The sequence below is a fragment of the Microbulbifer bruguierae genome (genome assembly GCF_029869925.1).
GTDB classification, from domain to species: domain Bacteria; phylum Pseudomonadota; class Gammaproteobacteria; order Pseudomonadales; family Cellvibrionaceae; genus Microbulbifer; species Microbulbifer bruguierae.
The window spans coordinates 1044381-1056824 of sequence record NZ_CP118605.1 but is presented as its reverse complement, the minus strand read 5'-3'; the positions used below and the strand labels follow the sequence as shown (position 1 = coordinate 1056824).

The following is a 12444-nucleotide window of genomic DNA, read 5'->3' as shown; positions in this document are numbered from 1 at the left end:
CTCCGCGTTACTCGTCGGTTCCGTCTGAAAGTGTTGTGTTCCGCACCTTTTGTGCGGACTCGTTATCGGGCGTTTCAACTGGGCTGGTTTCAACTTGGGTATAGGGATCACTGAATCCCAGCTGCGCCATTATGCGGGTTTCGAGATTTTCCATGAGCTCGGCCTCATCGTCCTCGATATGGTCGTAACCCAAGAGATGTAGTGTGCCATGGACGACCATGTGCGCCCAGTGTGCAGAAAGGGCTTTGTGCTGCTGTTCCGCCTCAATAGCCACTACCGGGGCGCAGATCACCAGATCACCGAGCAGGGGTAGCCCCAGTTCCGGGGGTATATCCGCGGGGAAGGAAAGCACATTGGTGGGCTTGTCTTTGCCGCGATACTGCAGGTTGAGTGCCTGGCTTTCATCTTCGTCGACAATGCGCAGGGAGATCTCCGCTTCATGGCGATGATCGCCGACGGCGGCGGTGGCCCAGCGTGTGAAATCATCGTCGCAGGGCAGGTCCGATAGGCTGGAAGCCCGCTGAACGTCCACAACGACATCCGCGGGCGTAAGCGACATGGGGTCGGCTTGGCTGGTGTTCATACTGTGAGCGGCCATCAGGCCGCATCTTCTCCGGCGGCCCGCAGTGCTGCTGCCGCTTTGCGCGCAGCGCGTTCGGCTTCTTTCTCTGCTTCCACCGCGTCTTCATGGATACCGTAGGCTTCCACGATGCGCTGGACCAGCGGGTGGCGCACCACGTCTTTGGCGCCAAAGTGGGTAAAGCTGATGCCGTTGACCTTCTCCAGCACCTCAACGGCGTGGCGCAGACCGGAGGCCTGGCCGCGGGGCAGGTCGATTTGACTGGGGTCGCCGGTGATGACTGCAGTGGAGCCGAAACCGATGCGGGTCAGGAACATCTTCATTTGCTCGCGGGTGGTGTTCTGGCTCTCATCGAGAATCACGAAGGCGTTATTCAGGGTGCGACCGCGCATATAGGCCAGCGGGGCAACTTCGATCACGTTGCGTTCGATGAGTTTGCCCACGGTTTCAAACCCGAGCATTTCATATAAGGCATCGTAAAGGGGGCGCAGGTAAGGGTCGACTTTCTGGCTGAGATCACCGGGCAGGAAGCCCAGTTTTTCGCCGGCCTCTACCGCCGGGCGCACCAGCAGGATGCGCTCCACGGAATCTTTCAGCAGAGCTTCCACGGCACAGGCAACGGCCAGATAGGTTTTGCCGGTACCGGCGGGGCCGATGCCGAAGTTGATATCGTTAGACTGCACGGCGCGCACGTATTTGCGCTGGTTGATGCCGCGGGGGCGTACGGAACACTTTTTGGTGCGGATCAGGACCACTTGGTCCTCAGCTGCACCGCCGCTCTCGCTACCGCTTGCCAGCTCATCGACACCGGACTGCTGCAGGGCGAGGTGAATCTCGTCCGGGGTCAGGTTGCCCGAGGCTCCAGTCTCTTTATACAGGTTGCTCAGAATCTCGCCGGCAACGCGGGCGGACTTGGCATCGCCGTAAAAGGCAAACTGATTGCCGCGATTGCGGATTTCGATATCCAATCGCTGTTCAATCTGGCGCAGGTGTTGGTCGAATTGGCCACAGAGGTTGGCCAGGCGGCGGGCGTCGTTGGGCTCAAGAGTAATGCTGTGAGCGAGGGCTTGTGTTTCCAAATTGGTTTCCGTGCACCTTTTGTCCGGGGGTTCAGTCTGTAGGTTATACCCATTTCCCTTGTATGGGAAAGACTGGATTGTGACGAATCGGTTCTAACTGGCGATAGGCCTTATAACAAGGGGGTATGACAGTTTGCGGTCACTGACTTGTCAGCCGGGCTTTCTGTCTCCTGCAGCGCGCTGGGCACGTCGCAGCGCTTCTTTGCCCCAACCTACAGATGCCCTCACTCCGTACCGTAGGCCGTAGATTGGGCAAAGCGCAGCGTGCCCAACAGGTGACTGCCAGCAACAATGCCCCGTAGGAGCTTGCCTGCAGGCGAAAATCAGCTCAGCGGCCCACATCCAGCTCAGAGGCCACCAAAGTCCCCCGGAGGGAGTTAGGAAGCGCTTCCTCAATCAACACATCCGCAAACTTGCCGATCAATTCCATCTGGTCGCAGCGGAAGTTCACCACCCGGTTGTTCTCGGTGCGGCCCTGCAATTGCCCCGGGTCTTTTTTGGATACACCGCTGACCAGTACCCGCTCCACATTGCCGACCATGCGGCGAGCGATCTCTGCGGCCTGCTGGTTGATACGGTGCTGCAGCAACTGCAGGCGCTGCTTCTTGAGTTCTTCCGGCGTGTCATCGGGAAGGTCTGCAGCGGGTGTGCCCGGCCGCGGGGAATAGATAAAGCTAAAGGAGATGTCAAAGCCCACATCCTGAATCAGTTTCATGGTGGCTTCGAAGTCGCGTTCGGTTTCGCCAGGGAAGCCCACAATGAAGTCTGAAGACAGGCAGATATCCGGGCGGATTGTCTTAAGTCGGCGGATCTTGGACTTGTACTCCAGTGCGGTATGGCCGCGCTTCATCGCCATCAGAATACGGTCGGAACCGCTCTGTACCGGCAGGTGCAGGTGGTTGACCAGCTCTGGAACCTCGGCGTACACATCGATCAGTGCATCGGAAAATTCTACCGGGTGGGAGGTGGTGTAGCGGATACGGTCGATACCGTCGATGGCGGCCACATAGGTGATCAGCTCGGCGAAATCCGCCACCTGGCCGTCTTCGCCTTCCGCGCGATAGGCGTTTACGTTCTGACCCAGCAGGTTCACTTCCCGCACGCCCTGGCCCGCCAGGTGCGCCACCTCTTCCAGCACATCCGCCACCGGGCGGCTGACTTCCTCTCCGCGGGTATAAGGCACCACACAGAAGGTGCAGTACTTGGAGCAGCCTTCCATGATGGAGACGAACGCGCTGACGCCGTCGGCTTCCGGCTGCGGCAGGCGGTCGAATTTTTCGATCTCCGGGAAGGATACGTCCACCACGATGGCGCCACTTTGCTGCTTCCTGGTCTCCATCATCTCCGGCAGACGGTGCAGGGTCTGGGGGCCGAATACCAGGTCGACATAGGGTGCGCGCTTGGCAATGGCTTCACCCTCCTGGCTGGCGACACAACCGCCGACACCGATCACCAGTTCAGGATTTTTTTCCTTCAGGTGCTTCCAACGGCCCAGTTGGTGGAATAATTTTTCCTGTGCTTTCTCCCGGATAGAACAGGTGTTCACCAGCAGGACATCGGCTTCTTCCGGATCGTCCGTAGGCACCATCTGGTGGGATTCGCCCAGCAGGTCCCGCATACGCGCAGAATCGTATTCATTCATCTGGCAACCGTGGGTCTTGATAAAGAGCTTTTTCACCGGTTTTTCGGACAATTCGGAGGACATAGTGCGCCTGGTTAAAAAGTGGTCAATCTAAAGGGTGGGGCATTATACCGGCCCGTCTTTGGGCTGCATAGACGGCGGCTGGATGTAGTGATAATCTTCCGCGCTTTTCGCGGGCCTCCTCGCCCCAAACCGGCCCTGAGACTACTATTGAGCGGGGCTTCCTGTCAGAGATATTCATGGCCAACCCAATCTACAAAGTTATTTTCCACAACCAGAACCAGGTGTTCGAGCTCTACGCCCGGGCCATCTATCAAAGCGAGATGTATGGCTTTATCGAGGTGGAAGAGTTTGTGTTCGGCGAAAAGTCGCAGCTGGTTGTGGATCCCAGTGAGGAAAAACTGAAGTCCGAGTTCGCTTCGGTGAAGCGTTCCTATATCCCCATGCACAGTATTGTGCGGATTGACGAAGTCGAAAAAGAGGGTGTCGGCAAGGTACACGAGGTAAAGGGGGACAAAATCGCCCACTTCCCGTTCCCGACTCCCATGCGTCATCCGAACGACAGCGAGTAATCCGCTGGCGTGAATACAAGAGTTTAAACACAATTCAAAGCGGGCCCGAGAGGCCCGTTTTTTTGCCTGTGTGCCGGGTGGTCGGTATTCGAATCCGGCGGTATCTCGCGCTACCGTTGAACGACACGACTGAAAACCCATTTATTGGCGTCGCAATTTGCAATTGGCAACCTTTTGTCGCATTGGCGCCATTGCGCTTCTTTGGCGGACTATTCTGAAAAAAAGGGAATGCGCATGCCGCAGTACCCCGAAACCTAAAATGTAGTGGAAGTTTTTAGGTGTAGTCATGACGTCAATACCTGCCACCAAAGCCGCCATCTCAGCCCTCAAGATCGAACAGCGCGTCGAGCGCGATGTGAAAGCGGGCATCCCCGAGGTCGATCGCCGCAACCATACGGAAAGCGAAGAAAGTCTACGCTCATACGTCGTGCGCGAAATCATCGGTCGGGTTCATGAAAATCGTCAGGCAGAGCTGGATGCAGAACTGGAAAGCCGCAATGAGGCGGATATTCGCCAGCTGTTTCAGGAGCTGAAAAATACGGACTCCCTGGTTGAGAAAAAAGTCAGCAGCCGCATGGCCAGCCTGGTGAGTGGTCTGAAGCGCAGTGCCCAGGAGTTTTCCGCGCTACGCATGGATCTGGAAATTTTCCGACACCGCAACGGAATAACCCGTGAAGCCCTGTATCGCGAATCGAAAATCCTCCACTATTCGGTGATCTTTTTTATCGTCATTATGGAGACACTGCTCAACGCCTTTTTTCTGTCCAAAGGTAGTGAGCTGGGTCTGGTTGGGGGATTTTTTCAGGCGTTTATCCTGGCACTGGTGAACCTGGGGCTTGCCGCATTTATGGCCTTTTCCCTGCGCAATGTTTTTCATCAGAACTACGCGAGGAAAGCGGTGGCCGGAATGCTTTTTCTCTGTGTTCTGGTTGCGGCGGCCACGTTCGTATTGGGCGTGGGGCACTATAGAGAGGCGCTTGAGCATGACCCGTTCACCGCATCGCAGCTGGCGATTAGCAGTTTGCTGACTGAGCCACTGGCGATCAGGGATTTTAATTCCTGGATAATGGTGGTCGTCAGTGCCATTGCCCTGATACTGCTCGCGGCGAAGTTCTTCGTGGTGGATGACCGCTACCCCGGGTACACAAGTATCACCCGGCGGGTGAAGGGTATGCAGAGAGCCTGGAGCAGGGCCTATGAAAATGCGGTGGATGGTATCAATGACGTGGCCGATGACCTGCAGGATGAGCTGGCAGACACGGAAAAAAATATCCGGGCCCAATTTATTCAGTTCAAGGCTAGCGTCGAGCGCAGCGAAGAAATCCATCGTCACTATCAGGAAGATATCGTCAAGGCGCAGGGACTGCTGGATGAGCTGATTCGCTACTACCAGTCCTATTCCACGCGCATGATGAACCGGCGCGCGGCCTACTTTGGTGAGCTGTTGCGCTTCGAGCTGGACAAACTGCCGTGTCTGAATACTACCGGACTCGAACAGCACAAACGAGACCTGGCCGCATTCGAAGTGTTGATTGACGAGCTTGACCGGGTTTACGACGAGGCGATCGCCACCGTGAACACACGCTGTGATATCGCCCAGTCTTCACTTGCCGGGCTGGTAGACCGGCTCGAGCTTGACCACGGTCTGCGGAGGGCGTAATGGCGAGATCCCGAAAAATCCGCCGGAGCAGCCGGAGCCGGTTTAGCATTGAGGACAGAAAGGGTCTTGCCCTGTTCGGCACCGGGCTCGCGATCCTGCTGGCGCTCGGCCTGTTTGCCTGGCATACCGTCCGCGCTCCCGAGCGGGATTACGATCGGGTTACGCTGTGCAACCCGAATCTGCCACGCTTCGCCCATCACCTTGTGGTGATCGACGCGTCGGACAGCTTCTCCGCCCATCAGGCCCACTTCCTCAAAACCCACCTGTCGAGCCTGCTGGAATCCGCCGCGGTTAATGACCGTTTTTCAATCTTTGTATTGGATGATCACTACAATGGTCTGTCGGAACCGGTGATCGACCTGTGTAAACCTCCGTCACAGTCGGATGTAAGTTCCCTGACCGCAAATCGGCAGTTTGTGCAAGCGCTATACCGCCAGCGCTTCGAGGAGCCTCTTGATATTGCCATTGCCAAAGCCGTATCGGGAGGCGAGCAACCGGTCTCCCCCATTTTTGAGGCGCTGTCCGACGTGGCCGCGCTGAATCATATCGATCCCGCCGCAGAAAATATTCACCTCACTATTGTCAGTGACATGATTCAGAATTCTAGCTCCGGTTCGGTTTTTAAGCGAGGCTCTACCGCCATCGACCAACTGCCAATGATTGACTTAAGTCGAGCAACGACAAAAGTACTCTGGTTGAAGCGAAAGAAGTATAGTCAGTACCAGACGACGAAATTAGAATCTAGCTGGGAAGACTATCTGAATTCTATTTCCAGATCTGCTGAAATAGTAAAAGTTAGAGATTGACAGGAAGAATGCAAAAGGCATCTCAACTGAAATTGCCTTAGGAGGTGTTCTTCAATTAGTACCTAATCGGGACGGTTGGTACAAAACAGGAGTGTGAGTTTTTCTATATCTCTTATATGAATTCAGATGTTTCCGCCTGATTGGTTGAATCTGCCATTTATATTTTTATGGTAAGTGTTTTCATTTTTCTTCTCCGGGTGATCAGTAAAATGCTAATTCACTATAAGTAAATGATGCTCTCTTGTAAGGTGTTCTTTATGTGTATTTTGTTCAGAATAATTGTCAGGGTGAGCTTAGTTCCCGAATTACTGACTTGAATTTCTAGTTTTCAATCGTACGCGATTTTCCCTGTATTATTGCAATTTTTGAGGTGTGCAACTGCTGGCACATAAAAGTCTGCAGCCTTAAGATATAAAATATTAGGGGATTCTTGCTCCGCCAGTCCCGGACGCTAGCATGTCGTAACTGCACGCTCAGTCCTCGCCAGATTCTGCTTATACTCAGACTGTCTTTAAAGTAAGGACCACCACTAAGTAGTAGCTTCACTCAACTTCCAGAAGCGTAGTTACCGGTAAAAAATATTGAGAATGCGGCAAAATTGTGCAGCATATGCACTCCAGAGCAAATTCCGAATGCTGCTTTTAATGAGCGTCGGAGCCACGCCAGATACACTGTCGAAAAAATAATAAAGGAAATGGTTGACGCAAAAATATGCAAGCCTACATAGAACGCGCCATCGGCGACGAGCCCGTGCATAATTCCAAAAGGAATGGCGACTGCAGCTATAAGTATTATATCGCGTTCAGTCCAAATGCGGGCAAAGGCCACGAGAAAGCCAATAAAAAGGGTTTCTATAGCTGGTGCTAATACACAGACTGCGAAGAAATTTATAACTAGGCCGGATTCTTCACGTGGTTGACCTGGCAGTGATTCCGGATTAGTTAGCATTGTGCCAACAAGTTGGTAGCTAAGTGCCGCCGCGGTGGTAAGAGAAAATGAAAGTACTGTTGCCACAGCTACGTAGCGTGCGGGTGAAATCTCCTTGCGGCGCCAAAGAATATCACCTATAAGGTATAGGGCGAGCTTAGTCTTGGCGTGAACCGAGAGGTATTCGGTAGGGAAACTCATATGTGTATTGATATCCCGAGTAAATTTAGAGATGACGCCGACGAATTATATTTATGAGGTTGGATTTCATGATCTTCTGATAAGGAATTTAAAGCGATTTCTAATTCCAAGAAGAAAAGAGGTTAGACTGCTTGATCCACTTATATTTGAACCAAGGCTTATGCCCATAGATTCCCCGGTATAAAAGATGTAGGTCTTGATGCTGGTATTGGATAGAAGAAATCCATCATAATCACTTATCTTAGATTTTTGTTTTATTTTTAGAATTTTGGGTATGCTACGTCTATTGTAAAAAAGACAGTGGCTACCGTAGAAGTAAGGGTAGCTGGATCCTTTGGCATTGAAGATTCCAGGTTCCAGGAAGTGTTCTCGTTTTGGACCCAAGCCAGAGGGATCAAAAATTAATACATCAAAATCCCGTTTGAAATTTATTATCATGTCGATAGATTTTCTGAAAAAATCTTTTCTAAACATAAAGTCATCTTCTAATACAACCGTTAGGCCGTCATCTGCTCTGGTGTTTTCTATCGCCCGAGTATGTGCTAGCCAGCATCCTATTACGCCATTTTGGCGCTGAACGTTTTCTCTTTGTAAGTAGTCCTCTAAATCAACGGTGTCGTGTACTATATGGTCGCCATACTCTTGATCATACTCTACGCCGTTAATCCTTTGTAATGTATATCCTGAACCGAAAAAGTTTAAGTTCATTAATATTCTTTTCCCAGTGTCTTTTCTTAAATTAATATAATTTATTGTTTTTATGTGCATTATTTTTATTTGTTTTACTTGGTGAATATTTCTCTTCTCTACTTTCAGTTGATTTCTATAGTTTCGAAATGTAGTGATAAGACTTTTCTATTGCTGTGCTTCTTTTTAAATCTCTAGAGTATTTTTCTGTTGTAGATTTTAACGACTTGCAGGTAATAATCTTATTTAATAATTTTGCAACATATTTCCCTTGGTAATACTCTTTCGATACAGATAAACCTAAACCCAACCGTACAACCCTGTAGGCATTATCCGGCTGGTCGTACATTAATGGTCGAATCAACTGTGGGATCTCCGCTTTGATAGCCTGAGAGAGGGTTCCCACACCGCCATGGTGAACAATTGCCCTGCATTTTGGGAGAATCGTTTCAAAATCTACGTAATCCACGTGCATGACATTGTATGTTGTCTTGCGCCACTTTAATGAATCGCCACCACCTACGAGCAGGCATGGTAGTGACAATGAGGAGCAGGCTTTTATAGATTCCTGAAAATATGCATCGTTATTGAATACTCCTGTACCGCTTGTGAAAAGCACCGGCTTTCCATACCTTTCGATAAATTTACTGACGGCCTCAGTCTCAGTTTTTCTTTCGTCGTCACTCAGCGGAAAACCAACTAACTTGAAGGTTTTTGGCCAGTCCACTGGGGGCATGCCGAACCACCGCGGGAAAAAACCGAGATGTAAATCCTCCTCGGTGTAATTATGTCGGACGAATTTCGTAATGGAAGAGAGGCCAATTTTCTTTCGTATTTGATTTAATCTGAAAATGTAACCATGGCTAATCAGGTGGCCGTCGATTTTTTGCATTAGGTGGTTGTACAGGCTGCGCTTGGCAAATTCAGGTGTCCATCGACAGAGGGAGCTTTCAAAGAGAGCGGGGCGATGGATTTTACTCGGTATCAGACTGGGTGAAAGGGTTATCAGTACATAAGGTATCGAAAAGTGTTTCGCCGCGGCTCTAGCGCCGTTAAGTATAGATAGGCCGACCACCAGCAAATTTGGATTTTTTGCATGTCTTTTTCGAATAAACTCGAAGGAGGGCACAAATGTGGGGCCGTAGTACCGATCAAAAGCGATTTCAGCGGGGTCGCTGCGTATATCCCAAGCGCGCTCATCGTTATACAGGCTAAGATATTCGTCTTCTGTGCCGATCGAATGAAACAAGATTCCATTACGTTCTATAACGAATTTGAACCGGTCGTTGGAGAGAAATGTTAGATTGTGTCCCCGTTCGACGAGAAGTTTAGCCAGCCCGATCAGTGGATGAATGTCACCTGCGGTGCCAAGTGCACATATTATGATTTCGCGTTTTTTAGTCGACACTTTAGTTCTCGTACAAAATTTATTCTACCAACAGGTGGCTACGCAAGAATTTTCAGGTCCCGATAGGTTTCGATCATGTCACGATGAACAAAAAAGCCGTTAAGATTGGTTCCCAATCCTTCGTGAAATACTAGCTTACTATCGCGCCGTTCTGCATATCGATAGCCGATGTTCTCCATTAATTAAGACACGCCGAAATACCTATTGCCGCCTTCAAGCATAATCAGCGGGGTATATTTTCTAAGCGTTTTTATTCCGCCCTTTAATACTTCTAGCTCCATACCTTCAACATCAATCTTAATAGCTGCTATATCATTCCATACAAAGCGGCAAATATTGTTGTCAACCAAGTTGTCCATTGTGTCAATTTTGACTTTCAGGGTTGTTAGTTGAACATATACTTCTCTTAGATTGGGTATATGTTGATGAATATGAGCTTCAATATTTTTTGCAAATACATTCAGGTTAGGCATGGCTAATCCTGTGGCCAATCCAAACGCAGGTACTTGATTGATGACCGGAACCACGAGATTGATAATTCCTACTTTATCGCTTAGTCCAATCATATGGTAATCATAGAAACCAAGATGCAGTTCAAATATCCTTTGTAAACAGCTTTCGTAGTAGTGGACCGGCTCGCATGAAACGATCTTGCATTCAGCCCCAGATGATCTCATTGATCTCACGGAGTATCCCCAGTTTGCTCCGATATCCAGTATCAGGCTGCGACTTTCCTTGAACGCGCCAAAAATAATAAAATCGCCATCGTGTATTTCGGGAGTATGGAGTGCTGATTCGATATGATTCTTGTTGACATCTATAGGAAACGGTTCTCTTTTACTAGCAACAATCGGCGGTCGCCTGATGTTTTTTTTATAGTAGCCTGAAAGTACTGTGGAAATTGAATCTCTCAGACCCGGATCATCCCTTTTCTTGAGGAAAGGTAGACGTGGATAGCCAAACAATCGATAAGATATACAGCGCAGTGTATTTTCCAGCTGAAGCATGATCACTCCTTCGCGGCATCGAGATCGGAAATATATGTTTCGATGTCATTCGATGCAGTCTGCATCTGATTTTTCATTTTAATATTGATTATATCTACAAAGTCGTTTTCGTAATCTTTAACTGCATGGAAAGTTAACGCATTAATTTTTCCATTTCTTTCCATTTTTTTGCGAAATCTCGGGTTTTTTATTAAGTAAAAAATTTTATCTATGTATTCTTGATCATCGCTAGCAACATACAAACTCTTTCCGTCCATGAGAGTTTTTTCATATCCCCGATGAGCGAGCTTTGATATAACCATTGTTGTTGAATGTAGTAGAGACTCGATTATTTTAATGTGGGTGCCACTGCCGGTGAAAATTGGTGATATGGAAATGTGTGCATCTGAATAAACTTCATCAATATTTTCAACAAATCCACACAATTTTACGCACTCTAGTTGCCCCCATTTTTTTCGATATCTGGCTGGGAGTCCCCCGCCAACTATTTTCAGGGTGGTTCTTGGGTATTTGGCGGTTATGGATGGCCAAATATTGCAGATGAAGTGGTCAAGCCCCTCAAAATTTGGCCCATAGCTAAGAGTGCCGACAAACACAACTACGAATTCATCTACGCTATGGTTTACCGTCTTGGGTGGAGGGCTGGATGGCTGTATTTTGTTTGGCAAGATAACAAAGTTACTTTTCCACGGTATGGCATGGCTTTTTTTTGAAAAAGTAACAACGGGTACTCTGCTTATGTCTGTTAGATATCTTTTTTTGTAGAATATATTTTTTATTTTTTGGAGGGTGCTCGAAAAATATCTTTTATTAATGGAAAGTCTATTTTGTTTCTGAATTTCAAGTTCTAACGGGCAGTCGTCACAATCTAGTATGATGTTTTCTGCTCCTATCAAGCCGAACCAGAATGCACTCCAGTAATATCTAACTACGATATAGTCATATTGATTTCTTTCAAGAAACCTTAGAAATTTCTCATTCGGATTTTTCCTTTTTGCGAACCAGGGTACGACCCAGGGAATTCGGACATTTCCCTGATACCTGTGCTCCTTCTTGAATTGTGCAACATCGCGATGGCGAAGGCCTGTCCCGTTGCAGCAGAGGATATCAACCGTAGAAAGTTGTCGCAGGTTTTCATAGATCTGGTAGCTTCGAATCGATCCACCTGAGCCGCTGTTCAAGGGAAGGTGCGGTGTCAAGAAAAGAATCTTCATGGATCCTCCTTGTATTGCGGCTTGCTGTAAATCTCAAGTGCTACTTCGCTGAAATTGCATTCAAAATCCTCTCGTGTATAAAGAGAACGGCGACTAGCTGGATCGTAGATATGAAAAATATCCTCATTGATTTCCGTCAGTACGACGAACTGATGCATATTCCAATGCAGAATACAGGGACGTTTTAATTTATCTATTTCTTGAGCTGGACATGACAGTGGCCGGCTCTGTATTCCGTGTACGAGAAGTAGGTCCATAAGCCCTCTCAGGGTAATTCCTTCGGAGAACTGAGGGTATAGTTTTCGGAATTTTTTTATATTGTATTTTACATTGTGATAACTAAGTAAGCTTGCAACGCAAAGAAGGCCATTTTCTCCTGGGTTTTTCTGGCCTATCCAGCGCACTTTTTTTCTATAGCGGTTTTATTTGCTTTTAATCCGAACATCGAAAGTAGCATATGGATTCTCGAGTGTTAGCATGATTGCATTTGTTAATTTTGGCTTGGCCATATAAAAATTTATAATTTCGAAGCTTAGTTAAGATGAGGATTTCTTTAATTTTTTCGCTATGTACGAGAAATGGCCAATAGAAAAATAATGTTTAGGTGGTGCGGTTGATCTGACAGTTTTCCATTACCGATGGCATGGTGGCTGTGCGATTA

Annotated in this window: 12 protein-coding genes; 3 read left to right on the top strand and 9 right to left on the bottom strand. The window is 48.6% G+C overall.

Annotated elements, in window-relative coordinates:
* Positions 1–7 precede the first annotated feature (7 nt).
* The 3 genes from ybeY to miaB form a co-directional block, all read right to left on the bottom strand.
* Entirely contained in the window at positions 8–598 is a 591-nt protein-coding gene (gene ybeY / locus PVT68_RS04530; RefSeq protein ID WP_407666124.1) for an rRNA maturation RNase YbeY, read from the bottom strand.
* On the bottom strand, positions 598–1659 hold the full coding sequence (locus PVT68_RS04525; RefSeq protein ID WP_280321437.1) for a PhoH family protein: 1062 nt from the start codon (positions 1657–1659) through the stop codon (positions 598–600). The genes ybeY and PVT68_RS04525 overlap by 1 nt, the downstream gene beginning before the upstream one ends.
* A 328-nt stretch (positions 1660–1987) precedes the next feature.
* On the bottom strand, positions 1988–3364 hold the full coding sequence (miaB, locus tag PVT68_RS04520) for a tRNA (N6-isopentenyl adenosine(37)-C2)-methylthiotransferase MiaB (protein WP_280321435.1): 1377 nt from the start codon (positions 3362–3364) through the stop codon (positions 1988–1990).
* A 176-nt stretch (positions 3365–3540) separates the two neighbouring features.
* On the opposite strand from miaB, the gene PVT68_RS04515 reads away from it, so the two are divergent.
* The 3 genes from PVT68_RS04515 (at position 3541) to PVT68_RS04505 (ending at position 6339) form a co-directional block, all read left to right on the top strand.
* On the top strand, positions 3541–3873 hold the full coding sequence (locus PVT68_RS04515; protein ID WP_280321434.1) for a DUF1820 family protein: 333 nt from the start codon (positions 3541–3543) through the stop codon (positions 3871–3873).
* A 286-nt stretch (positions 3874–4159) separates the two neighbouring features.
* Entirely contained in the window at positions 4160–5533 is a 1374-nt protein-coding gene (locus PVT68_RS04510; protein ID WP_280321433.1) for a hypothetical protein, read from the top strand.
* Entirely contained in the window at positions 5533–6339 is an 807-nt protein-coding gene (locus PVT68_RS04505; RefSeq protein WP_280321432.1) for a hypothetical protein, read from the top strand. The genes PVT68_RS04510 and PVT68_RS04505 overlap by 1 nt, the downstream gene beginning before the upstream one ends.
* A 546-nt stretch (positions 6340–6885) precedes the next feature.
* On the opposite strand, the gene PVT68_RS04500 is transcribed toward PVT68_RS04505, so the two are convergent.
* From PVT68_RS04500 to PVT68_RS18395, 6 genes are all read right to left on the bottom strand, one after another.
* A complete protein-coding gene (locus PVT68_RS04500; RefSeq protein ID WP_280321431.1) occupies positions 6886–7467 on the bottom strand; it encodes a hypothetical protein in 582 nt (193 codons plus the stop codon).
* Positions 7468–7533: 66 nt separating this feature from the next.
* On the bottom strand, positions 7534–8175 hold the full coding sequence (locus tag PVT68_RS04495; RefSeq protein ID WP_280321430.1) for a hypothetical protein: 642 nt from the start codon (positions 8173–8175) through the stop codon (positions 7534–7536).
* Between the two features lie 115 nt (positions 8176–8290).
* Positions 8291–9562 carry a glycosyltransferase gene (locus PVT68_RS04490; RefSeq protein WP_280321429.1) on the bottom strand — a complete coding sequence of 424 codons (1272 nt, stop codon included), beginning with the start codon at positions 9560–9562 and terminating at the stop codon, positions 8291–8293.
* 182 nt (positions 9563–9744) lie between these two features.
* Entirely contained in the window at positions 9745–10569 is an 825-nt protein-coding gene (locus PVT68_RS04485) for an FkbM family methyltransferase (protein ID WP_280321428.1), read from the bottom strand.
* A 2-nt stretch (positions 10570–10571) separates the two neighbouring features.
* Positions 10572–11783 carry a glycosyltransferase family 4 protein gene (locus PVT68_RS04480; protein WP_280321427.1) on the bottom strand — a complete coding sequence of 404 codons (1212 nt, stop codon included), beginning with the start codon at positions 11781–11783 and terminating at the stop codon, positions 10572–10574.
* Positions 11780–12187, bottom strand: coding sequence for a cysteine peptidase family C39 domain-containing protein (locus tag PVT68_RS18395; RefSeq protein WP_407666123.1), 408 nt, complete (start codon positions 12185–12187; stop codon positions 11780–11782). The genes PVT68_RS04480 and PVT68_RS18395 overlap by 4 nt, the downstream gene beginning before the upstream one ends.
* Positions 12188–12444: the final 257 nt, after the last annotated feature.

Coding starts and splice junctions, on each gene's coding strand:
- ybeY (WP_407666124.1), bottom strand. CDS start 598: ATGGCCGCTCACAGTATGAACACCAGCCAAGCCGACCCCATGTCGCTT.
- miaB (WP_280321435.1), bottom strand. CDS start 3,364: ATGTCCTCCGAATTGTCCGAAAAACCGGTGAAAAAGCTCTTTATCAAG.
- PVT68_RS04515 (WP_280321434.1), top strand. CDS start 3,541: ATGGCCAACCCAATCTACAAAGTTATTTTCCACAACCAGAACCAGGTG.
- PVT68_RS04510 (WP_280321433.1), top strand. CDS start 4,160: ATGACGTCAATACCTGCCACCAAAGCCGCCATCTCAGCCCTCAAGATC.
- PVT68_RS04505 (WP_280321432.1), top strand. CDS start 5,533: ATGGCGAGATCCCGAAAAATCCGCCGGAGCAGCCGGAGCCGGTTTAGC.
- PVT68_RS04500 (WP_280321431.1), bottom strand. CDS start 7,467: ATGAGTTTCCCTACCGAATACCTCTCGGTTCACGCCAAGACTAAGCTC.
- PVT68_RS04495 (WP_280321430.1), bottom strand. CDS start 8,175: ATGAACTTAAACTTTTTCGGTTCAGGATATACATTACAAAGGATTAAC.
- PVT68_RS04485 (WP_280321428.1), bottom strand. CDS start 10,569: ATGCTTCAGCTGGAAAATACACTGCGCTGTATATCTTATCGATTGTTT.
- PVT68_RS04480 (WP_280321427.1), bottom strand. CDS start 11,783: ATGAAGATTCTTTTCTTGACACCGCACCTTCCCTTGAACAGCGGCTCA.